Source organism: Streptomyces sp. NRRL F-2580 (assembly GCF_000720115.1).
Classification (GTDB): Bacteria; Actinomycetota; Actinomycetes; order Streptomycetales; family Streptomycetaceae; genus Streptomyces.
In genome coordinates, this window is record NZ_JOIR01000032.1 from 56,660 (window position 1) to 77,383 (window position 20,724).

A 20,724-nucleotide genomic window follows, 5' to 3' on the forward strand; every position below is an offset into this window, starting at 1 on the left:
CCCACTAGGCTGCGCTGAGGGGGGGGATCATGGACAACCACACATCCCAGGGCGCGCGGTGGCTGCCGCGCGCCCTGTTCGTTGCCGGGGTGGCGGTCGCCGCCGTGACCGCGCTGTACCTCGTCCTGCTCGGCCGGATGGCCTTCGTCGACTGGACGCGGGGCAGGAGCCGACTGCTTCTGCTCACCCCCGCCCTGGGGCTCCTCGCGTACGTGCTGCTCGCGTGCGGACGCCGTGCCGCCAGGGGCGCGCTGGTCCGGTGCCTCGCCGCGACCGTCGCGCTGGCCGCGCTGTGGCCCGCGTGGCAGGCGTACGAGGGGATGCGCGGACCGCAGGCGTACGTGTGGACCTGGTGGCAGCGGGAGAAGCCGGAGTCGGGCCGGCCGATCGGCGCCTGGCTGCGCCCGTCGTCGGGGCTCGTACGGGTCCGCGCGGACGGCCTGCGCCTCTACGACGGCGGGGGTCGCTCGGCCGGAGGGCTGGGCGCGGGCGGGGACGTCACCTTCTGCGCCGTGAGCCGGACCATCCCCAACGGCATCGGGCTCGTCGCCGCCACGCGCACCCCCGACGGTTGCGGAGGGCAGGTGCTGGCCGTGGACCTGAAGGACAGCGGGAAGCTGTGGGCCAAGGACCTCCCGGTGGCGCCGGGCCGGGACGCGGCCGAGGTGCCCGTGGCCGCGGTCGGCGATACGGCCGTCGTCGTGACGGAGGGCGCCCTCCTCGGCCTGGACCTGCGCACGGGCGACGAACGCTGGCGGGCGCCGGTACCGGCCGGCTGCCGGGTCCGCGCGCTCGACGGGGCCGCGGACCGGGTGCTGTACGTGGAGGACTGCCCCGGCGGCGGCTCGGCCCGGCTGATCGGGCTGGACGCGCGCACCGGCGCCCCGGCCTGGCAGAGCCCGCTGCGCACCGCAGGCCCGTCGGCGGAGGTACGGATGCTGTCGGCGCAGCCGATCGTCCTGCGCGCCGGCGGCTCGGTGCTGATGTTCGACGACGCCGGGCGCGAGCGGGGCGCGGTGCCGGTGGCAGGCCCGAAGGAAGACCTGACCGAGGGGCCCGCACCGGTGGTGAGCGGCGACCTGCTGATCACCCCGGTGAAGGGCAAGGTCCCGGGGGTCTCCGCGTACTCGGTGCTGGACGGCAAGCGCGTGTGGCACGCCGCGCTCGACGGCGCGACGGTCCTCGGGCTCGTGCAGGGCCGCGACCCGGGTGGGGTCGACGTGGTGACGTCGACCGCCGCGCGGACGCACCTGTGGCACCTGGACGGGACCACGGGCAGGCGGAAGGCCGAGCCCACGATCCTCCGCGAGGTCCCGCTGGGCAGACGGTTCGAGATCTACCCGCAGGGCCCCGAGGGCTACACGTTCGTGAACCTGGACCCGGCCGGCGAACTGCCGTCGTACGTGGTGCTGGCGCGGGTCAGAGGCTGGTGACGAACGCCGTCCAGGCGGTGTCCCGGAAGGTGAGGTGAGGTCCGTCCGGAACCTTGGAGTCCCGGACGGGAACGACGCTGGGGTGGCCGTCGGCAACTTCCAGGCAGTTGCCGCCGCTGCCATCGCTGTGGGTGGACTTCCGCCAGGTGGCCATCTCCACGCAGCTGCCACCACTGCCGTCGCTGTAGCTCGACTTGTGCCAGACGGCCGCCGACAAATCGTAGTCAGGCTCCTGCTTCACGTTCGTACCCCTCCACTACGGACTCGATCAAGGCCAGCGATTGCGCGGGAGGCAGCGCACTGGCCGTGAGGAGATCGTAGGTCAGGAAATGTCGAGAGACCGTGGCGGGATCGTCGAACAGCTGGCCCGTGCCGTTGCCTTGAACGTAGGCGAGGGTAGGGGCATCCTCGAACGAAAGCAGCTGAAGGGAACCGCCCATCGCTGCGTGGGCTCCCGCACGAAACGGGATCACCTGGACGATGATCCGGTGCTCCCCAATCAGTTTCGCGATGTGCTTCAGCGCCTCTGTCATCACGGCTGGCCCCCCCACCTCGCAGCGCAGCACAGCCTCGCCGAAGACGCACCACAACAATGGGGTTGTTGGGTCATCAAGCAGCGTGGCCCTGGCCAGGCGGTTCGTGACCAGTTCATCGATCACCGACTCTGGCGCCGTGGGCTGATAGGCGCGAAAGACGGCGCGAGCGTAAGCCTCGGTCTGCAGCAGCCCAGGAATGGTCTGCGGCGCGTACTCGCGGATGGCCGTCGCCAGAGCCTCCGCTTCGGCCGCCGCCGCGAAGTGGTCCGGGTACTTGGACTTGGCCGCCGCCCCGCAGTTGCGGACGAAGAAGCCGTTCGTGTCGAGGATGTCGTCTATCTGGCGCGCGAACTCGATGTGCATGCGGCGCGTGCCGGCTTCGAGCTGGCCGATGAACGAGCCGCTGACGAAGAGCGGTTCGCCCAACTCGGCCTGGCTGAGCCCGGCTCGCTCGCGCGCCACGCGGAGCTCGGCGCCGAGCAGGGCGCGGGGTGAGGAGGAGGGGTCGAGGTTCTTACCTGCCATGGCAACTCCCGGGCCAACAGGTGGGGTTGTTCTCGGTGCTTCCTTGAAGGCTAGCGAGCCCGTCGCCACTCTGTGTATCGAAGACGAACACTCAGAGTAGAAAGGTGACATGTCATGGTGCTCACTCCACAGGAGCGCATGCAGGCGGCCGAGGAGGCGGTGCGGCAGCTCAAGGAGTCCCTGGCCGGGGTGGGGGTGCTGTTCCCGTCGCTCGACGTGGAGCGGGTCTCGGCGGCGGGCTCGTACGGGCTGCCGCTCGTGGATCTCGGCCGCTGCAACCTGGACACCGCCCTCCGGCTGGCAGCCGTACTGCACGAGCGGGCGGCGGGCGAGTGAGCGAGGCGGTCGATGCCGCCCAGTTCGCCTTCGAACTGGGCTGGAGGCTGCGCGGCTTGGAGGCCGTGGTCGTCCGGGGCGGGTGGAAGCGTGGGGGTATGGGACTTTCCGTCCGCGTGCAGTACGACGAGGGCAGCGGGCTGTGGACCGCGGTCGGCGATGACGGGGACCGGCGGGAGAAGCGGTCGGCCGGGACGGAGGACGAGGCGACGGCGCTGGTGCACGAGGCCTTCGGGCTGACGGCGAGGCGGCCGCTGCCGCCTGCGCCGCCGGGTCGGCAGCGCTTCACGTTGATCCACTGCCCGCTCGGGGAGCATCCGGAGTTCGACGATCCGCGCTACGAGGGGCTCAAGGCGAGGCCGCCGGAGGGGTGTGCCGTCGAGGACGTCGGCGGGTACTTCGGGCTGCGCTGCGAGCGGCCGGGCGCACGGCTGCTGGATGCCGTGGCCGAGACCTGCCGGGAGATCCGGGCGGAGCACGGGCTGCTCATGTCCGACCTCGGCATCGAGAAGCTGTGGGAATGGTCGCAGGACGGTACGGACGGCTGGGGCGCCGAGATCGTGGGCCAGTTGCTGCTGATGGCCGCCGAGCGCGGCCCGAAGCTCGGCTACGGCACCGATGACCTGGTGCGGTTCCTGCGTGCCGCCGCCGGCTGAGCCGGTTCGTGAAGCGCGTACGGCCGCCGCTCAGCTCTTGGTGATGAGCTCGCCGTCGTACGCGCCGCCCAGGCAGATCCACTGGCCGGCGGTGGAGTCGTACTCCACCGTTCCGCTTCCGTCCACGCACACCGGCCCGGTGACGGCCGGTACGGCGGCCTGCGCGACGGGGACCGTGGCGCCGAGCGCGGCCAGTACGAGGGCGGCGGTGAAGCCGAGAAGTCGTGCTCGCATGAGAACTCCCGTGGGGACGAGGGACGCCAACACCTCAACACCAGCTTCCCCCTTCGCCGCGCCGGGCGCACCCCGACGTGCGGGCACGCGTGCGGTGCGGGCTCCGGAAGCGCCTCCCGTGGACAAGCGGCAGGCTGGTGTCATGGCGAACACGCGCATCGTGACCGTGGGAGCGCCGGATGACCTCGGCTTGCGGAAGGTTCTGATCGACGGCAGGTCGGTGGGCAGGGTCTGGTCCGAGGAGCAACTCAAGAGACTCCTCAGCCGTGAGGGTGTGGAGGACGGACACCCCATCCGTTTTCTCGGCGAGGACGGCACTTACTGGCCGGACCAGGCGTGGGCCCGACGAACCACCTGCTTGTGCGTGGTGTTCGGCCTCCTCGTGACGGCGTGTCTGCTCTTCCGGATCGGACTGGCGGACAGTGGTGACGCCCTGACCTACGGCGGGCGCATCGCCGGATTCACCATTCTTGTCGTGGCCGTGGTGGAGGTGATCGCCGCCGCGACCGCCGTCGACTTCTGGGAATTGCGGCGGTGGAGTTACTCGGGGGTGGTCGTTCTGATCGGAGTCGTCATCACCCTCCTCTGTAGTATCTCTGTCGTTCTGCTGCAGGTCGGCGAGCGTTTCACCGGCTACACCCTGATCGCGATAGGCCTCCTCGTCTGGTCTTCGGTGGCCCTGGTCGAACTGGGTAAATGTCGGGCGTGGAAGGGCCTCAGTATTCCCAGGAAGATAGCGATCGGGGTGATCATCTCCACCCTTCTCGCTGTCGCGAACCTGGCGTATTCGCAGATCTACGTTCCCTATGTGACGACCCCGCTGATACAGAGTGGGGCCGAGTTCAGGGAGTCGAACCAGGAGAAGGCCGGGGCGCCGATGTTCGTGACGGCCCATCTGTACGTGAAGAACGCCGGACAGGTCCCCGTCTACGTCCTCGGCAGCAGCTACTGGATCCATGGCGGACCTGCGAGCGGTCCCCCCGAGGTGAAGACCGGCGACTACAAATTGATCTACGACGGCGAGTTCGTCACCCCGGTGGGTCGCGTGTTGAATCCGGGGGAAGAAGTCGCACAGGACGTGGTCGTCGAGATCACGGATCCTGAGAAACGCGGTTATGAGGCGATCAGGGCCCAGACCGAGGTGTACGTGATCAGGAAAGACAGAATGACCATGGCCGGTGATTTCAAGCGCGCCAACCTGGAGAGGGGGAAGTGGCGTTTCGGAGTGATGTGCGAGGACGGGGATCCGGGCGGTGCGAAATCGAGATACTGGACCAATATTTCGAACAGCAGCGAAATGTTGAACGTGACCCGAGGTCGGCAGCGCATCACCGTGTGGAGGGTCGACAGCGGCAACTGGCCGCGTGTCGATGTGCATGTGTCACCCCCGAGTGAACGGATATCCTTCGTTCCCAACCTGCCCTTGGAGAACCAAGAGGCCAGTGAGCGGTACGGCCTCTCGCAGGTGCGCGGCGCCACGGCGCAGACGCCCTACCGGGAGCTCCTGGAGAAGGCACGTGCCACCGAGAAGGACGAGAGCTCGCCCACGCCCACGCCCAAGTGACCCGGCTACACCGGGGAGTCGGTGCGCAGGCGGGCGTGCAGGTGCTCGTCGTGCCAGCCGTCCGCGTGCAGGAGGGCGCCGCGCATGGTGCCTTCCAGTGGGAACCCGGCCTTGGTCGCGACGGCGCAGGAGGCCGGGTTGGCCACGGAGTGGGTGATGCGGACGCGGTGCAGGCCGAGGTCGCGGAAGGTCCAGCGGGTGACGGCCTCCGTGGCCGGCACCATGAGGCCGCTGCCGCGGCCGGCGGGCAGCAGCCAGTACAGGATCTCGCCGCTGCCGCCGGGGAGGTCGAGGTCGGCGAGCCCGATCAGGCCGAGAGCGGGGCCGCCGGTGGCGGGGGCGACGGCCCAGATCGCGGCCTTCTCGGTGTCCCAGTTGTCGCGGTAGCGCGCGATCCGCTCCTCGGCGCCCGCCTCGGTGAACCGGCCCGTGCGGTTCCAGTGCTGGATGTCGGGGTCGAGCCCGGAAGCGATCAGGGCGGGGGCGTCGGACGGCTCCCAGGGGCGCAGCAGCCACCCGCCGGGGAGGTCGAGCAGGGGCTGGGGCAGGGCCCGCATCCGCCCGGCCGGTACGACCGGGGGGATCCCCTCGGCGGCGCGGAGGCGGGACAGGAGGGCCTTGGCCGCGGGGCTCTCGCGGTCGAAGGCGTGGCCGCGGTCCAAGTGCTCGGGAACGGCCGGGCCGGTGAGCAGGGCGAGGTTGCAGGAGAAGCAGGGGATGACGTCGTAGAGGTGGTTCAGCTCCGCGTCGTGGGCGCGCAGCCCCCAGGTGGGGACGAAGCACCGGGCCCGGTGGCCCGGGGGCAGCGCTTCGAGGAGGGCGAGGGTCTCGGTGGCCTCGGGTCCGGTCCACAGGGCGAGGGGGGTGCCGCCGGATATGGGGCCCCAGGGGTGGACCTGGCGCGGGTCGAGGCGGACGACTTCGAGGGCTGCCGCCCCGGCGGGTATCTCCATGACGGCAGCCTAGGCCTCCTCGCGGAACCGCAGCCTGAGGTACTGGGCGTTGGGCGAGGCGGGGTCGAAGGTCTGGCGGTGCAGCGCCTCGGGGACCCGGGGTCCCCAGACCCAGACCTGGTCGCAGCCGTAGCAGAACGCGGCTTCGTAGAGGGGCGCTTCGTCCGGGCCCGCGTACGCGCGGATGCCCCAGCCGGGGGCGAACCCGCACAGGGTGACCTGGGCGGTGGGCATCTTCCCCACCACGGCGAGCATCTCCGCGACGGCGGGACCCTCCCAGAGGCCCACGACGGCCCCGGTCATCGGTTCGCCGTGCCGCTCGGGCCCGTTGGCGATGCGTACGACCTCGATCAGCGCGGTGGCGGCGACGTCTTCCCCAGCCACCAGCCACCAGCCGACTTTTACGGCTGACGTAGGCGATCCAGGGGTTTCAGGGCGAGCCCCGTGAGGCCGGCGGCGCAGGCGCCCGCCGCACAGACCGCCGTGGCGGCCGTGGCCCCGCGGGCGTCGGCGAGTGCGCCCAGGGCGTTGTTGCCGACCATCAGCGCCAGGCTCTGAACGAGCGTCAGCGACGCCTGCAGCCTCGCCAGGTGGGTGCCGGGGGCGCCGGTCAGCACCAGCGGACCGATGTGGCAGGCGAACATCCCGGAACCCGCGCCGGTGACGATTCCCCCGGCCACGGCAACGGCAACGGCCACACCGGTCTCCCCGGCCAGCGCCACCGCGGCGATCCCCGGCGCCGCGACACACAGCCCCAGCGCCGCACCCCGGCCGATCCGGCGCATGGTGCCCCATCGCGAGACCGCCAGCGCCACGGCGACCACCCCCAGGCTCTGACTGCCAGCGATCAGACCGGCCGCCCCGGCGCTCCAGCCGTGCTCCCGGGCCAGGAGCGGGTTCAGCAGGGACACCACCGGCAGGAGGAAGCACGCGGCGGCGGCCGTCAGCACCAGCGCGGACCGCAGGACCGGATCCCCCACGGCGACCCGCACCCCGTCCGCCGCCCCGGCGAAGAGGCCCTCCCCGCGAGGGGACCGTTCGACGGAGTGGGCCGGCCGGACGCGGAGGAGTACGACGAGGACGATCGCGAAGGTGCCCGCGTCGGCGAGCGCCGCGCCGGTCAGGCCGGCGGCCGCGACGAGTACGGCGCCCAGCGGAGCCCCGAGCAACGAGGCGACCTGTCCGGCCGCCTGCTGCACGGCCAACGCCCTGGGGAGCCGCGCCTCGCCCACCAGGCTGCGGGGCATGGACCCGGCGGCCGGCAGGTAGAACGCGTCGACCGTGCCGACCACGGCCGCGACCGTGACGAGGAGCCAGGGAGAGGGTTCGGGGCGGGAGCCGGCGAGGGCCAGCGCGAGCGTGGCCGTGAGCATCACGGCGTCCCCGACGACCATCACCCTGCGCGCGCCGAACCGGTCACCGACGGCGCCGCCCAGCAACAGCAGCAGAGTCCGCGGAAGGGTGATGGCGGTCAGGACCAGGGCGCCCGTCCCGCCACCGTGGGCACTGGCCGCCCAGCCGAGGGCGAAGTACAGGACGGCATCACCGAGCAGCGAGGCGCGGGTTCCGGCGAGCCAGACGAGGTACGCGCGGGGGAGGGCCGGGCGCGCCGAACCGGGCCGGACGGTGTCGAGGGAGGTCATGGCCGCCGACGCTAGGGCCCTCGACCAACTGGAGGGCAAGCTCCCCCGGCGCGGTCACGGCGAGGGCGGACGTCAGGTCAGGGCCGGTTCCCTGGAGGGCTCGGCGGCCGCGGCGGTCGCGTCCGGGTCGGTGTTGAGGTCGGCCAGCATCCGGCGGGTGAAGCCGAAGAAGTAGGTGGCGGCGAAGCCGACGAGGTAGCCGACGGCGAGGCCGCCCGCGTAGACGGCGATGGTGATGCCGGGGCTCGACTTGCCGTCCAGCAGGGGGAACAGGGCCCAGCCCGAGGGGCCGATGGCGGTGGAGCCGAAGGCAACACCGAGCTGGTTGAACAGGCCGACGAAGGCGCCGCCGGCCGCGCCGCCGACGCAGGCGGTGACGAAGGGGCGGCCGAGGGGGAGGGAGACGCCGTAGATGAGCGGCTCGCCCACGCCGAGGAAACCGGCCGGGAGGGCGGACTTGATGGTGGTGCGCAGCGATCCGTTGCGCGGGAGCCGGTAGTAGACGGCGATGGCCGCGCCGACCTGGCCCGCGCCCGCCATGGCGAGGATGGGCAACAGGACGGTGTAGCCGGACTGTTCGATGAGCGTGGTGTGGATGGGGATCAGGGCCTGGTGCAGGCCCAGCATCACGAGGGGCAGGAAGAGGCCGCCGAGGACCAGGCCCGCGAAGGCGCCGCCGGTGGCGAGCAGCCAGTCGGCGAAGGTGCCGATGGCCGCCGAGGCCTCACCGGCGAGGAACATCAGGCCGAAGAGGGTGACCAGGCCGGAGATGAGGACCGTGAGGGTCGGGGTGACCAGGACGTCCAGGGCCTCGGGGACCCATGTGCGGCACCACTTCTCGACGTACACGGCGAGCAGGGCCGCGGTGAGCGCGCCGAGGACGCCGCCCTGTCCGGGGGAGAGCTGCTGGCCGAAGGCGTCGATCTTGGCGACGCCCGGGAAGACGATGATCGCGGCGACCGCCCCGCCCAGGACCGGCGTACCGCCGAACTCCTTGGCGGTGTTGTGGCCGACGAACACGGCGATGAGCGACATGAAGCCGGACGCGATCGCGGCGAGCGCCGGGACGACGGCGGGCAGCCGGCCCAGGTTCGTCAGCAGGCCGTTCAGGCCCGCGATGATGCCGCAGCCGATCAGCGCCGGGATCAGCGGGACGAAGATGTTCGCGATCCGGCGCAGGAGGAGCTTGAACGGGGTCGCGTTGCGGGCCTTCTGGGCCTCCTTCAGCGCCGCGCCCTGAGCCTGCAGGTCCTCCGCGGTGACGACGTGCGGGGTGGGTGCGGCGGGGGTGGCCGGGACCGCCGCGCGGCCTTCCTCGACCAGGGCCTCGAACTCGGGGGTGACGCGGGCGACGGTGCCCGGGCCCAGCACGATCTGGTACGTGTCGTCCTCGACCACGCCGAGGACGGCGGGCAGGGCCCGCAGGGCCTCGTCCTGGACCAGGGAACGGTCGCGCAGGGTGATGCGCAGCCGGGTCATGCAGTGCGCGATGGAGGTGACGTTGTCCGGGCCGCCGACCAGAGGAAGGATCGCGGCGGCTGTGGCGCGGTTCTTGTCAGTGGACATGTGGTGGTCGCCTTGCGTCGGGTGGTGGACGGGGATGCGGGCTTGGGGCGGCGGGCTTCGGTCGGCGCCTTCGCCGGCGGCCTTCGTCAGCGGGCTTCGGTGAGAGCCGCGCGGAGGTGGCCGTGCGAGGCGGCGAGCAGTTCGGCGGCCGTCGGCCCGTCGACGCCGCCGAGGATCACGAGGACGGCGTTCTTGACCTCGCCGTCGGTGGCGGCGAGCGCGGCCTCGATCTCGGCGTCGGGCGCGCCGGTGGCCAGCGCGACGATGCGGCGGGCGCGGGCGCGCAGCTTCTCGTTCGAGGAGCGCATGTCGACCATCAGGTTCCCGTAGGTCTTGCCCAGCCGGATCATGGTGATCGTCGAGATGAGGTTGAGGACCAGCTTCTGGGCCGTACCCGCCTTCAGGCGGGTGGAGCCGGTGAGGAGTTCGGGCCCGACGACGACCTCGATGCCGTGCTCGGCGGCCTCGGCGAGGGCGGAGCCGGCGTTGCAGGAGAGCCCGACGGTGAGCGCGCCGCGCGTACGGGCGAAGGCGACGGCGCCGATCGCGTACGGGGTGCGGCCGGAGGCGGAGATGCCGATGACCGTGTCGTCCGGGCCGATTCCCAGCGCGGTGAGGTCCGCGGCGGCCAGCTCCGGCGAGTCCTCGGCGCCCTCGACCGACGTGACCATGGCGGAGGGGCCGCCCGCGATGAGGCCGACGACGTCGGCGGGGTCGGTGTTGAAGGTGGGCGGGCACTCGCTGGCGTCCAGGACGCCCATCCGGCCGGCCGTGCCGGCGCCCGCGTAGACGAGGCGGCCGCCGCGGGCCATCCGTACGGCGATCGCGTCGATCGCGGCGGCGATGTGCGGGAGCTGGGCGGCGACGGCGGCCGGGACGGTGGCGTCCTCGGCGTTCATGATGCGGGCGATGTCGAGGGTGGACAGCCGGTCGATCTCGGCGAGGTCCTGGCGGAAGGCCTCGGTGGTGAGGGTGTCCAGCTGGGCGCGGAGGTCTGCGTGTGCGGTCATGGGTGCTCCTTCAAGATCGGGGCTCCGCCCCGGACCCCGCGCCTCGAACTCCCCCGGACTCCGTCCGGGGGGACCCCCAGGCGGGGCTGGATTTGGCCGTGTGCCGGTGGGCCAGGGCTTCGTAGGAGGCGGCGAGGGCGGGGGCGGCGGTTTCGTACGTGCGCTGGGCGACGCCGACGAAGAGGCAGTCGACGACGAGCAGCTGGCTGGTCCGGCTGGACATGGCGGCCGGGCGCAGCTGGGTCTCGCGGGCGGCGGAGGTGGCCAGTACGAGGTCGGCGTAGTGGGCGACGGGGGCGTTCGGGCGGCCCGTGAGGGCGAGGGTGGTGGCGCCGCGCTCGAAGGCGACGCGGAGCGGCTCGATCACGTCGCCCGTGGAGCCGGAGTGGGTGATCGCGACGGCGACGTCGCCGGGGCCCAGCTGGACGGCGCCCGTGACGGCCAGGTGGGGGTCGCCGTGGGCGTGCGCGACGAGCCCGATGCGCAGCAGCTTCTGGGCGAGGTCCTGGCCGACGAGGGCGGAGGCGCCGACGCCGTAGACGTCGATGCGGCGGGCGGTGGCGAGGGCGGTGACGGCGGCGGCCAGCTGGGTCAGGTCGAGTCCGGCGGCGGTGTCGGTGAGGGTCTGCGCCTCCTCGTGGGCCAGCTTCGCGACGACGTCGGCGAGCGGATCGTCGACGGCTATGTCGACGGTGACGGCGGGGGCGGCGCCGGACTCCTGCTGGGCGGCGAGGGCGGCCAGCGCGAGGCGCAGGTCGCGGTAGCCGGGGTAGCCGAGGAGGCGGGCGGCGCGGACGACGGTGGCCTCGCTGGTGCCGGTGTGCGCGGCGAGACCGGAGACGGTGAGGCGTGCGCACCCGGCGGGATCGGAGGCGACGGCCTCGGCGACGGCCTGCACGGAACGCGTCATGGACGGAGCGAGGCTCCGGACCCGGGCCCGGAGGGCCGAGGGCGCCGGGGCGGGCCCGGTCTGCATCTGGGTCCGTGTCTCCGTCTGCGCACCGGGACTGAAAGTTTCTTTCGTGTTCTCGCTCACACCTGAAACCTATTTTCGGGGGTGGTGGGCGTCAATACGCCATACGGCCCCCGGAGAGAGGGCCTTCGTCACCGGGCCTCCTCAGGTCCACAATGGGCCCATGGACCACGCGACCCCCTTGGAACAGGCGCTGCACGTCGCCCGTGCACTCGTTCTCGCCGATCTCGCCGCCGGCGAGGTCGCCGACGCCGATGTCGTCTCCCTCGTCGAGGACTCGGTCACGCACCGCCGGTGGTGGGTGGAGCAGTGGCCGGAGGGCGTCGACTACCTTCCCGGACTCGTAGCCCAGGACGTGCAGGACGCGCTGCTGGAGAAGTACGGGCGCTGGCCGCTGTGCCCGGTCTGCACCCACGGCGATCCGCACGCGCTCGACGTGGAACCGGAACTGGGGCCCGACCCGCACTGGGTGTGCTCGGAGGCGGGCGTGAAAGTGGCCGCGGTCGGAGGCCTGGGTCCCGTCTTCGGTCTCCGGTGAGCCGCCCGTGACCGTCTACATCGACCCGCCGACCTGGCCGGGCCACGGCCGCATGTGGTCCCACCTCGTCAGCGACGTCTCGTACGAGGAGCTGCACGCCTTCGCGGCCGGCATCGGCTGTCCGCCGCGGGCCTTCGAGCGGGACCACTACGACGTGCCCTCGTACCGGTACGCGGACGCGGTCGGCGCGGGCGCCGTGGAGATCGGCAGCAAGGAACTCGTCCGCCGGCTCACCGAGGCCGGCCTGCGCCGCCCGAAGGGCCGCCCGGCGCAGCCGCGGTCGTAGCCGAACACTGCCGCTGAGCCCCGCCTGCGGACCCGGGCGCGCCTAGACCTTCTCGGGCGTGCCCGCCGGGGCCGGCGTCGAGGAGGCCACGACGCGGGTGGGGGCGCTGCGGCGGCGGTCCAGGCGCAGGGCGGCCACGGCGAGGGCGATCGCGGTGACCGTCATCGCGCCGCCCGCCCAGGCGGTGGCGGCGAAGCCGAGGCCCGCGTCGATGACGGTGCCCCCGAGCCAGGGGCCGCCGGTGTTGCCGAGGTTGAAGGCGGCCGTGGTCGTGGCGCCGGCCAGGGTCGGGGCGGCGCCGGCCACGTTGAACATGCGGGCGTTGAGCGCCGGGGCGGTGAAGAAGGCCGAGAAGCCGATCAGGAAGGCGAGCGCGACCACCGCGACCTGGAACGAGGCCAGCAGGGCGAGCGCGCCGAGGAAGACCGTCGAGGCGGTGATGCCCCAGATCATCACGCCGAACAGGTGCGCGTCGGCGACGCGGCCGCCGACGGTGGTGCCGGCCAGCGCGCCGATGCCGAAGAGCGCGAGGATCCACGGGACCCACCGGGAGTCCAGCCCGGCCACGTCCGTGAGCAGCGGTGACAGATAGCTGAAGGCGCAGAAGACGCCGCCCGCGGCCAGCGCCGTGACGGCGATGGAGAGCCACACCTGGCGGTCGCGGTAGATGCGCAGCTCGCGCCCGAGCGAGGGCTTCTCGGCGGGCAGCGGGATCTTCGGGATCAGCGCCAGGATGCCGGCGAGGGCGACCGCGGAGGCCGCGCCGACCGACCAGAACGCGGAGCGCCAGCCCAGGTGCTCACCGAGGAAGGCGCCGGCGGGGACACCGAGGACGTTGGCGATCGACAGCCCGCCGATCATGACGGCCATCGCGCGGGCCCGCTGGTCGCGGTCGACCATGGCGATGGCGACGGCCGCGCCCACGGCCCAGAAGCCGGCGCAGGCGAAGGCCGAGACGACGCGGGAGGTGAAGAGGAGCTCGTACGTGGGGGCCAGCGCACCCGCGACCTGCCCGAGGCCGAAGAGGCTGATGAGGGCGATCAGGGTGGTGCGGCGCGGCAGCCGCAGGGTGGCCACGGCCAGCAGCGGCGCGCCGACGACCATGCCGATCGCGAAGGCGGATATGAGCAGGCCCGCCTGCGGAATGGTGACGCCCATGTCCTCGGCGATCGGCGGCAGCAGCCCGGAGAGCATGAATTCGCTGGTGCCGAGCGCGAAGACGGACAGTCCGAGGATGTAGACGGCGACGGGCATGCGGGGGCGTGCGGCATCTGCGGGCATGACAGTCACCAACCGTCGTGAACGCGATCAAATTCCCCCGGGGGCTTCGGAGGCTTCGGGAGCCTCCAGTGCGGCGAGCTCGGCGGCGAGGTTCGCGCGGGCCGGGGCCTCCCAGTGCGCGGCGCCGTAGGGCGTGCGGAAGAGCCGGGGCAGGTCGAGCAGCTGGCGCAGCACGGCGGCGCGGCCGGTGCGGAAGGCCTCGTCCGGGACGAACCCGTACTCGGCGCGCACGGCGGCCGCGTAGGCGGCGTAGGCCTCCGGGGCACCGGCCAGGACGGCCAGGTCGGCGTCGCAGAGCACCTCGCCGTCGGTGTCGCCGGGGGCGGGGTCGTGGCTGATGGTGAGCCGGACCAGCCGGGCCACCTCGGCGGTGCGGGAGGCCTCCATGCCGAGCTCGGGGAGGGCGCGCTCGGCCAGGGCGGCGCTGCGCTCCTCGTTCTCGGAGCGGTCGGGGCGGTAGACGGCGTCGTGGAACCAGGCGGAGAGCTGGACGGCGGCGAGGTCGGCGGCGTGCGGAGCCAGTACGTCGATCCGCGCGAGTACGTCGGCCAGGTGCGCGGTGGTGTGGTAGCGGCGCTGCGGCTCCGCCCAGGCGGCGAGCAGGCGCTCGGCGTAGGGGTCGGGATCGCGGTCGGCCGCGGCGCCGGCGGCGGTGACGGTGGCCCGCCAACGGGCCCGGAGGGCCGTGGTGTCGGGGCCGGTGTCGCGGTGCTGGGTGCCTGTGTCCATGGGCACATTGTGGGGGTGGCGTGATGGTGCTGGTGGAGCCCGGGTGGAGGCCCGTACCCTGGATATTGGACTAGACCTATTTTTCATACCGGACGAAGGACGGCAACGAATGAGCAACCGTGCGCTCCTGGAGGTGATCGCCCTCGACGCGGAGGACGCGATCGCGGCCCAGGCCGGTGGGGCGGACCGACTCGAACTGGTCACCGACATGGCCGCCGACGGGCTCACCCCGGCGCGCGAGACCTTCGCGGCGATCAAGGCGGCGGTCGACATCCCGCTGCGCGTGATGCTCCGCAAGACGGACGGCTTCGCGGCGGGCGACGTCTCCGTCCTGGTCCGCGCGGCGCGGGAGCTGCGGGCGGAGGGCGCGCAGGAGTTCGTCCTCGGCTTCCTGAACCCGGACGGCACCCCCGACCTGGCCGCCGTCGAGGCGGTCGTCGCGGAGCTGGACGGCTGCCGCTGGACCTTCCACCGGGCGATCGACCGCGCGGCGGACCGCGACCAGCTGCGCAAGGCGCTGGCCGACCTTCCCGGGCTGGACACGTACCTGACCGCCGGCTCGGCGGCCGGGGTCGAGGAGGGAGTGCCGGTGCTGGTCGCCGAGGCGGCGCGGCGGGGGGAGCCGGGGTACGGGGCGCGGATGCTGGTCGGCGGCGGGCTGACCCTCTCGCACCTGCCGGTGCTGCGCTCGGCCGGCATCGACGCGTTCCACATCGGCGGCGCGGCCCGCCCCTCCGGGTGGGGCCACCCGGTCTCGGCCGAAGCCGTAGCCGAATGGCGCGCCGCCCTGACCTGACCCGAGCACCGGGGCCCCGCCCCGAACAGCTCCGCGCCCGCGCCTCGAACTCCCCCAGCCACCGCTGGGGAGGTGCCCCCGGCGGGGCTACAAAAGCCCCGCCGGGGGTTGGGCCGCGGGTCAGGACAGGGCGGCGGGGAGCGGGGTCGCGTGGAGGGCCGTGAGGCCCGAGACGGCGCGGGTGAGGCAGACGTACAGGCGGCGGAGGCCCGTGCGTTCGTCCGGCTCGCCGTCGACGATCGCGGCGGGCTCGTCCAGGACCACGTAGTCGTACTCCAGGCCCTTCGCCAGCGAGGCCGGGACGAGGGTCAGGCGGGACTCGGCCGTGGTCTCCTCGCCCGGCGACAGGTACGGCAGGCCCGCCGCCAGCAGGGCCTCCGCCAGGGCGGGGATCCGCGCGTCCGCCGCGATCAGGCCGATCGACCCCTCGTGGGCGAGCGCCGCGCGGCAGGCCGCCACCACGTCCGCCGTCAGGTCCGAGGTCTCCGAGACCAGCAGCGAGCCGGGGGTCTCGCGGACCGAGGAGACCGGGGCCAGGCCCGGGGAGATCGACGGCAGCAGCCGGGAGGCGTACGCGATCACCTCGCGCGGCACGCGGAAGCCCGCCGTCAGCTCCTCCAGCACCGCCTGCGGCTTGCCCATGTGCGTCAGGGCCTCGTCCCAGCTGCGCGTGGCCCACGGGGTGGTGCCCTGCGCGAGGTCGCCGAGGACCGTCGCCGAGCCCGTCGTGCAGCGCCGGCCCACCGCCCGGTACTGCATCGGCGACAGGTCCTGGGCCTCGTCGACCACGACGTGACCCAGCGAGTGCGTCCGTTCCACCAGGTCCGCGGCCTCGTCGATCAGGACCAGGTCCGCCGCCGACCACTTCGCCGACTTCACGCTCCGGAACGGCTTCGGCCACAGGAGGAGCTTCTGCTCGTCCGCCGTGAGGACGTCCGCCGCGTGCAGGGCGAGGAAATCGGGATCGGACAGGAGGCGCAGCACCAGCTTCGCCGGCTCGACGGGCGGCCAGGCCGCCTTCACCGCGGCCTTCACCGCCGCGTTGCGGGCCACCGCGTCCTGCACGCGGTCGTCCGGCGCCTCGCCCGCCTGCTCCATCCGTACGAGCACCGCGTGCGCGATGCGCTGCGGGAGCGCGTCCCGGGCCGCGCCGTAGCGGATGTCGCGCTTCTGCAGCTCCTCGACCATCTCGGCGATCTCGTACGCGGGCACCCGCCAGCGCCGCGAACCGCGCACCACCATCAGCGGCTCGGTCGGCGCGGTGACGTGCGAGCCGAGCGCGCGGCGCAGCACCTCCGCCATCCGGGCGTCGCCCTTGACCACGGCGGTTTCGGCGGCGTCCGTGCCGCGTACCTCCAGGCCCTCGCGGGCGACCAGGTCGTCGACGGTGGCCTGCTTGACCTCCAGCTCGCCCAGCGCGGGCAGGACCTGCTCGATGTAGTGCAGGAAGGAACGGTTCGGCCCGATGACGAGCGTGCCCGTGCGGGCGAGCCGCTCGCGGTGCGCGTAGAGGAGGTACGCGACACGGTGCAGGCCGACGGCGGTCTTCCCGGTGCCGGGACCGCCCTGCACGCAGACGGAACCGGACAGGCCGGAGCGGACAATCGTGTCCTGCTCTGGCTGGATCGTGGCGACGATGTCCCGCATGGGGCCGACGCGCGGGCGCTCGATCTCCTGCTGGAGCAGCTTGCTGACGGCGGCGGCCTCGGCCGGGTCGGACAGGTGCTCGTCCTCGTACGCGGTCAGCTCGCCGCCGGTGTAGCCGAAGCGGCGGCGCAGCGCGATGTCCTGCGGGTCCTTCTTGGAGGCCCGGTAGAACGGCTGGGAGACGGGCGCGCGCCAGTCGATGACCATCGGATCGCCGTCGGCGTCGTGGACGTGGCGGCGGCCGATGTAGAACTGCTCGCCCTCCGCGCCCTCGGCGAGCTCGGCGCCGGGGGCGTGCAGGTAGTTGAGGCGGCCGAAGAAGAGCGGGGTGTGCGAGAGGTCGGCGAGGGCCTTGATGCGGTCGTCGATCTGGGCCTGGAGGACGATCGCGTTGACCCAGTTCGCGGTGACGTCGCGGATGTCGAGGGCCTCGACGTCCTCGCGCATCGCGCGCAGGGCGGAGCGCGAGCGGGAGAGGTGAGCCCGTTCGCGGGCGAGCGGGTCGGACTCGGACTCGGGGGCGTGCGCGGGCACGGGACTGCCTCCAGCTGCTGGTGCGGAACAGAAGCCCGCCGGTTTCCAACCGGGGGGCGGCTCTCCCCGATGAGGCGGTGGGAGGCGGCAAGAGCGGAGATTCTAACCACCGGGGCGGGGCGGCGCGAATGGATTTCGCCCGTCCCGCACGGGACCCCCGTACGGGTGTCATACGGGGGAGTGTCATACCTCAGGGAGGTCCCCAGGGGCCGGCATGGGCCGGGAGGAGGATGCCGCGGGGCCCGAGGTTCAGCCCCCAGGGCGATGTGGCGTGCGCGGCGGAAAAGCACCATGGACACATGAGCACCGCAACCTTCACCCCGGTCCAGGGTGGCCGCCCGCGCGGCGCCACCTCCCTCTCCGACGCCCGTCCCACCCACCCCCTCGGCCGCGCCCTGCACGCCGCCAGGATCTTCGCCGCTGCGGCCGTGAGCGTCGTCGTCCTGGGCGAATACGCCGAGGACGCCGGCGTCATACGCCGCTGACCGCCCCCGCCGCCCGCGCTCGTCGGCGGCGGGGTAGGTCGCGCTCGGACCGGCCGCGCGGCAAGGTGCGTTGGGTGATCCACTAGGGTCACGCGCGTGACCCGGAGCCCTGCCCACAGCCGCTTCCCGTTGCCCTTCGCCGGCGTGCTGGTGACCGGGTCGCTGCTCGTGCTGGGCGTGCTCGGCGTCGCGCTGCGGGTGCCGGTGGCCGATGCCCTCCTCGACGGGTTCTGTGCCGCCGAGTGGCGTCCGCCCGCCGCGTATCCGCCGTTCGCGGCGATCCTGTTCACACCGGCCGCCGGGCTGCCCGTCGGCGTGCTGAAGGCCGTCCTCGTCCTCGGTGACGCCGGGCTGCTCGCCCTGCTGATCAGCCTGTCCTGGCGCCTCGCGGGACTGGCGGCCAGGCCCGGGCCCGTCCTGGCCGCCACCGTCGCCGGACTGTGGCTGGGGCCGCTGTTCCAGGCCCCGCTCCCCGCCCAGGTCAACCTGGCCCTCGCCTGCCTGGTCCTGTGGGACCTCGGCCGGCCCGGCGCCGCGCTCGGCAAGGGTTTGGCGCTGGGCATCGCCGCCGGAATCACCCTCACCCCGGCGGCGTTCGTCCCGTACCTGCTGGCGACCCGCCGCGTCCGGGCCGGACTGACCGCGCTGGCCGCCCTCGCCGGTACCGCGCTGCTCGGGCTGCTGGTCCTCCCGCAGGAGTCGGCTGCCTTCTGGACCCGGCAACTGCCCGCCGCCGCCCGCACCACCCCGCTACCGGACTGGCCGGCCCTGTGGGTCTGGTCCGTCCCCCTGCTGGCCCTGCTGATCGCCGCAGCCCGGGCCCCGGCCGCACCGGGCCGGCGGGACGGTCACCCGGCGCCCCTCAGTCGCTCGCCAGCAGCTCGTCGGCGTCCATGATCCGGTAGGCGTAGCCCTGTTCGGCCAGGAAGCGCTGGCGGTGCGCCGCGAAGTCCTGGTCGATGGTGTCGCGCGCGACGACCGAGTAGAAGCGGGCCTCGTGGCCGTCCGCCTTCGGGCGCAGGACGCGGCCCAGGCGCTGCGCCTCCTCCTGGCGTGAGCCGAAGGTGCCCGACACCTGGATGGCGACCGTGGCCTCCGGCAGGTCGATGGAGAAGTTCGCGACCTTCGACACGACCAGCACGCTGATCTCGCCCTCGCGGAAGGCGTTGAAGAGCTTCTCGCGCTGCGCGTTGGAGGTCTCGCCCTTGATGACGGGGGCGTCCAGGTGCTCGCCGAGCTCGTCGAGCTGGTCGATGTACTGGCCGATGACGAGGGTCTGTTCGCCCTGGTGCTTGCGCACCAGGGCCTCCGTGACCTTCCGCTTCGTCGCGGTCGTCGCGCAGAAGCGGTACTTCTCCTCCGTCTCGGCGGTCGCGTACGCGAGCCGCTCCGACTCCGTGAGGTTGACGCGGACCTCGACGCAATCCGCCGGCGCGATGTAGCCCTGCGCCTCGATCTCCTTCCACGGCGCGTCGAACCGCTTCGGCCCGATCAGCGAGAAGACGTCCGACTCGCGCCCGTCCTCGCGGACCAGCGTCGCGGTCAGGCCCAGACGGCGGCGGGCCTGGAGGTCGGCGGTGAACTTGAAGACCGGCGCGGGCAGCAGGTGCACCTCGTCGTAGACGATCAGGCCCCAGTCCCGGGAGTCGAAGAGCTCCAGGTGCGGGTAGACGCCCTTCCGCTTCGTCGTGAGGACCTGGTACGTGGCGATCGTGACGGGCCGGATCTCCTTGCGGGTGCCGGAGTACTCGCCGATCTCCTCCTCCGTCAGCGAGGTCCGCTTGACCAGCTCGTGCTTCCACTGGCGGGCCGAGACGGTGTTCGTGACGAGGATCAGCGTGGTCGCCTTGGCCATCGCCATGGCCCCGGCGCCCACCAGCGTCTTGCCGGCGCCGCAGGGCAGCACGACCACGCCGGAGCCGCCGTGCCAGAAGCCCTCGACGGCCTGCTGCTGGTACGGGCGCAGCGCCCAGCCGTCCTCGGCCAGGTCGATCGCGTGCGCCTCGCCGTCGACGTAACCGGCGAGGTCCTCGGCCGGCCAGCCCAGCTTGAGCAGCGTCTGCTTGATCTGCCCGCGCTCGGAGGGGTGCACGACCACGGTGTCGGGGTCGAGCCGCGCGCCGACGAGCGGGGTGATCCGCTTGGACCGCAGGATCTCCTCCAGCACGGGCCGGTCGGTGCTCGTCAGGACCAGGCCGTGCACGGGGTGCTTGGAGAGGGTGAGGCGGCCGTAGCGCGCCATCGTCTCGGCCACGTCGACGAGCAGCGCGTGGGGGACGGGGTAGCGGGAGTACTCGACGAGCGCGTCGACGACCTGCTCGGCGTCGTGCCCGGCGGCCCGGGCGTTCCACAGGCCGAGCGGGGTGATCCGGTAGGTGTGGATGTGCTCGGGGGCCCGCTCCAGCTCGGCGAACGGAGCGATGGCGCGCCGCGCGGCTCCGGCGAGCTCGTGGTCGACCTCGAGCAGGAGCGTCTTGTCGCTCTGGACGATGAGCGGTCCGTTCACGCGCGTCCCTTTCCGGCGGTGAGACGGCCGCCCGGGCGCGGGCGGCCAAACCTCCAGTCTGCCGTATCGCCGGGCGGGGCGGGAGGTTCTCCGTGCCCGTGGCCTCGCCGGCCGATCGCGACAGCCTCGGCCCCGCCCCCCGCCGGGCTCCGCCCGGACCCTTCCCCAGGCTTCGTCCGGGGGACCCCCACTCAAACGGTGCGGCGGGTCCGGATGGTGCGGCTCAAAGACCGGGGCTCCGCCCCGCACCCCGCGCCTCAAACGCCGGCGAGGCTGAATTTGTGCGGCGGGTGGTGCGCCCAGGCTGGAAGGTGCGGCTCAAAGATCGGGGCTCCGCCCCGGACCCCGCGCCTCAAACGCCGGCGAGGCTGAATGTGCGCGGCGAAGCCGAACCGGCCGGTTGGGACGGGGGTGGGTGTGTGTCGGGGTGATCCCCGCAGGGTGCCGAACGCAACGAGGCTGCGCTCTCCGACCCCTCGACACGTTCGGCGCC

General features: G+C 72.9%; 22 protein-coding genes. 9 read left to right on the top strand and 13 right to left on the bottom strand.

The annotated features are described in order from the left end of the window. Positions 1–29 precede the first annotated feature (29 nt). Entirely contained in the window at positions 30–1,433 is a 1,404-nt protein-coding gene (locus IF88_RS0129175) for a PQQ-binding-like beta-propeller repeat protein (RefSeq protein ID WP_030718945.1), read from the top strand. Here the strand turns inward: IF88_RS0129175 and IF88_RS0129180 are convergent. Together IF88_RS0129180 and IF88_RS0129185 are read right to left on the bottom strand one after the other, a co-directional pair. Beyond that, positions 1,420–1,674, bottom strand: a complete 255-nt coding sequence (locus IF88_RS0129180; RefSeq protein WP_030718948.1) for a DUF397 domain-containing protein — start codon at positions 1,672–1,674, stop codon at positions 1,420–1,422. The two genes, IF88_RS0129175 and IF88_RS0129180, sit on opposite strands and share 14 nt — an antisense overlap. Then, entirely contained in the window at positions 1,658–2,494 is an 837-nt protein-coding gene (locus IF88_RS0129185; RefSeq protein WP_030718951.1) for a helix-turn-helix domain-containing protein, read from the bottom strand. The genes IF88_RS0129180 and IF88_RS0129185 overlap by 17 nt, the downstream gene beginning before the upstream one ends. A 114-nt stretch (positions 2,495–2,608) precedes the next feature. On the opposite strand from IF88_RS0129185, the gene IF88_RS0129190 reads away from it, so the two are divergent. After that, positions 2,609–2,830, top strand: a complete 222-nt coding sequence (locus IF88_RS0129190) for a hypothetical protein (protein WP_030718954.1) — start codon at positions 2,609–2,611, stop codon at positions 2,828–2,830. Between the two features lie 98 nt (positions 2,831–2,928). Further along, positions 2,929–3,486, top strand: coding sequence for a hypothetical protein (locus IF88_RS0129195; protein ID WP_234323737.1), 558 nt, complete (start codon positions 2,929–2,931; stop codon positions 3,484–3,486). 30 nt (positions 3,487–3,516) lie between these two features. Here IF88_RS0129195 and IF88_RS0129200 read toward each other — a convergent pair whose 3' ends face one another. Next, a complete protein-coding gene (locus tag IF88_RS0129200; protein ID WP_030718959.1) occupies positions 3,517–3,720 on the bottom strand; it encodes a hypothetical protein in 204 nt (67 codons plus the stop codon). 142 nt (positions 3,721–3,862) lie between these two features. Between IF88_RS0129200 and IF88_RS0129205 the strand changes: the two genes are divergently transcribed. Next, positions 3,863–5,284: a hypothetical protein gene (locus tag IF88_RS0129205; protein ID WP_158754631.1), complete on the top strand. Its 1,422-nt coding sequence runs from the start codon at positions 3,863–3,865 to the stop codon at positions 5,282–5,284. A gap of 5 nt (positions 5,285–5,289) precedes the next feature. Here IF88_RS0129205 and IF88_RS49425 read toward each other — a convergent pair whose 3' ends face one another. From IF88_RS49425 to IF88_RS0129235, 6 genes are all read right to left on the bottom strand, one after another. After that, a complete protein-coding gene (locus IF88_RS49425; protein WP_324617214.1) occupies positions 5,290–6,237 on the bottom strand; it encodes a GNAT family protein in 948 nt (315 codons plus the stop codon). A 9-nt stretch (positions 6,238–6,246) separates the two neighbouring features. Beyond that, a complete protein-coding gene (locus IF88_RS0129215; RefSeq protein WP_107050654.1) occupies positions 6,247–6,621 on the bottom strand; it encodes a hypothetical protein in 375 nt (124 codons plus the stop codon). 17 nt (positions 6,622–6,638) lie between these two features. Next, positions 6,639–7,880 carry an MFS transporter gene (locus tag IF88_RS0129220; RefSeq protein ID WP_030718963.1) on the bottom strand — a complete coding sequence of 414 codons (1,242 nt, stop codon included), beginning with the start codon at positions 7,878–7,880 and terminating at the stop codon, positions 6,639–6,641. A 72-nt stretch (positions 7,881–7,952) separates the two neighbouring features. Beyond that, positions 7,953–9,446 carry a PTS transporter subunit EIIC gene (locus tag IF88_RS0129225; RefSeq protein WP_030718965.1) on the bottom strand — a complete coding sequence of 498 codons (1,494 nt, stop codon included), beginning with the start codon at positions 9,444–9,446 and terminating at the stop codon, positions 7,953–7,955. A gap of 86 nt (positions 9,447–9,532) precedes the next feature. Beyond that, on the bottom strand, positions 9,533–10,456 hold the full coding sequence (gene murQ, locus IF88_RS0129230; RefSeq protein ID WP_030718967.1) for an N-acetylmuramic acid 6-phosphate etherase: 924 nt from the start codon (positions 10,454–10,456) through the stop codon (positions 9,533–9,535). A 10-nt stretch (positions 10,457–10,466) separates the two neighbouring features. Then, a complete protein-coding gene (locus IF88_RS0129235) occupies positions 10,467–11,432 on the bottom strand; it encodes a MurR/RpiR family transcriptional regulator (protein WP_051837743.1) in 966 nt (321 codons plus the stop codon). 160 nt (positions 11,433–11,592) lie between these two features. Here IF88_RS0129235 and IF88_RS0129240 point away from each other — a divergent pair, with 160 nt between their 5' ends. Together IF88_RS0129240 and IF88_RS0129245 are read left to right on the top strand one after the other, a co-directional pair. Continuing rightward, a complete protein-coding gene (locus IF88_RS0129240) occupies positions 11,593–11,967 on the top strand; it encodes a hypothetical protein (RefSeq protein ID WP_030718971.1) in 375 nt (124 codons plus the stop codon). A 7-nt stretch (positions 11,968–11,974) separates the two neighbouring features. After that, a complete protein-coding gene (locus tag IF88_RS0129245) occupies positions 11,975–12,253 on the top strand; it encodes a DUF4031 domain-containing protein (RefSeq protein ID WP_030718973.1) in 279 nt (92 codons plus the stop codon). A 42-nt stretch (positions 12,254–12,295) separates the two neighbouring features. Here the strand turns inward: IF88_RS0129245 and IF88_RS0129250 are convergent, their stop codons facing one another. Together IF88_RS0129250 and IF88_RS0129255 are read right to left on the bottom strand one after the other, a co-directional pair. Further along, the gene (locus IF88_RS0129250; protein WP_051837745.1) at positions 12,296–13,507 is read right to left on the bottom strand and encodes a Cmx/CmrA family chloramphenicol efflux MFS transporter; all 1,212 of its coding nucleotides are present in this window, start codon (positions 13,505–13,507) and stop codon (positions 12,296–12,298) included. Between the two features lie 54 nt (positions 13,508–13,561). After that, complete coding sequence (locus IF88_RS0129255) at positions 13,562–14,263, bottom strand: hypothetical protein (protein WP_037807407.1); 702 nt, start codon at positions 14,261–14,263, stop codon at positions 13,562–13,564. Between the two features lie 109 nt (positions 14,264–14,372). On the opposite strand from IF88_RS0129255, the gene IF88_RS0129260 reads away from it, so the two are divergent. After that, positions 14,373–15,059: a copper homeostasis protein CutC gene (locus IF88_RS0129260; RefSeq protein ID WP_030718982.1), complete on the top strand. Its 687-nt coding sequence runs from the start codon at positions 14,373–14,375 to the stop codon at positions 15,057–15,059. Between the two features lie 120 nt (positions 15,060–15,179). On the opposite strand, the gene IF88_RS0129265 is transcribed toward IF88_RS0129260, so the two are convergent. Next, the gene (locus IF88_RS0129265) at positions 15,180–17,240 is read right to left on the bottom strand and encodes a HelD family protein (RefSeq protein WP_030718985.1); all 2,061 of its coding nucleotides are present in this window, start codon (positions 17,238–17,240) and stop codon (positions 15,180–15,182) included. 299 nt (positions 17,241–17,539) lie between these two features. On the opposite strand from IF88_RS0129265, the gene IF88_RS0129270 reads away from it, so the two are divergent. Both IF88_RS0129270 and IF88_RS0129275 read left to right on the top strand, forming a co-directional pair. Beyond that, positions 17,540–17,725 (top strand): hypothetical protein, encoded by a 186-nt coding sequence (locus IF88_RS0129270; RefSeq protein WP_030718988.1) that lies wholly within the window; start codon positions 17,540–17,542, stop codon positions 17,723–17,725. A gap of 96 nt (positions 17,726–17,821) precedes the next feature. Then, positions 17,822–18,622: a glycosyltransferase family 87 protein gene (locus IF88_RS0129275; protein ID WP_078893213.1), complete on the top strand. Its 801-nt coding sequence runs from the start codon at positions 17,822–17,824 to the stop codon at positions 18,620–18,622. Here the strand turns inward: IF88_RS0129275 and IF88_RS0129280 are convergent. Beyond that, the gene (locus tag IF88_RS0129280) at positions 18,588–20,231 is read right to left on the bottom strand and encodes a DNA repair helicase XPB (RefSeq protein ID WP_030718992.1); all 1,644 of its coding nucleotides are present in this window, start codon (positions 20,229–20,231) and stop codon (positions 18,588–18,590) included. The genes IF88_RS0129275 and IF88_RS0129280 overlap by 35 nt on opposite strands. Between the last annotated feature and the right edge of the window lie 493 nt (positions 20,232–20,724).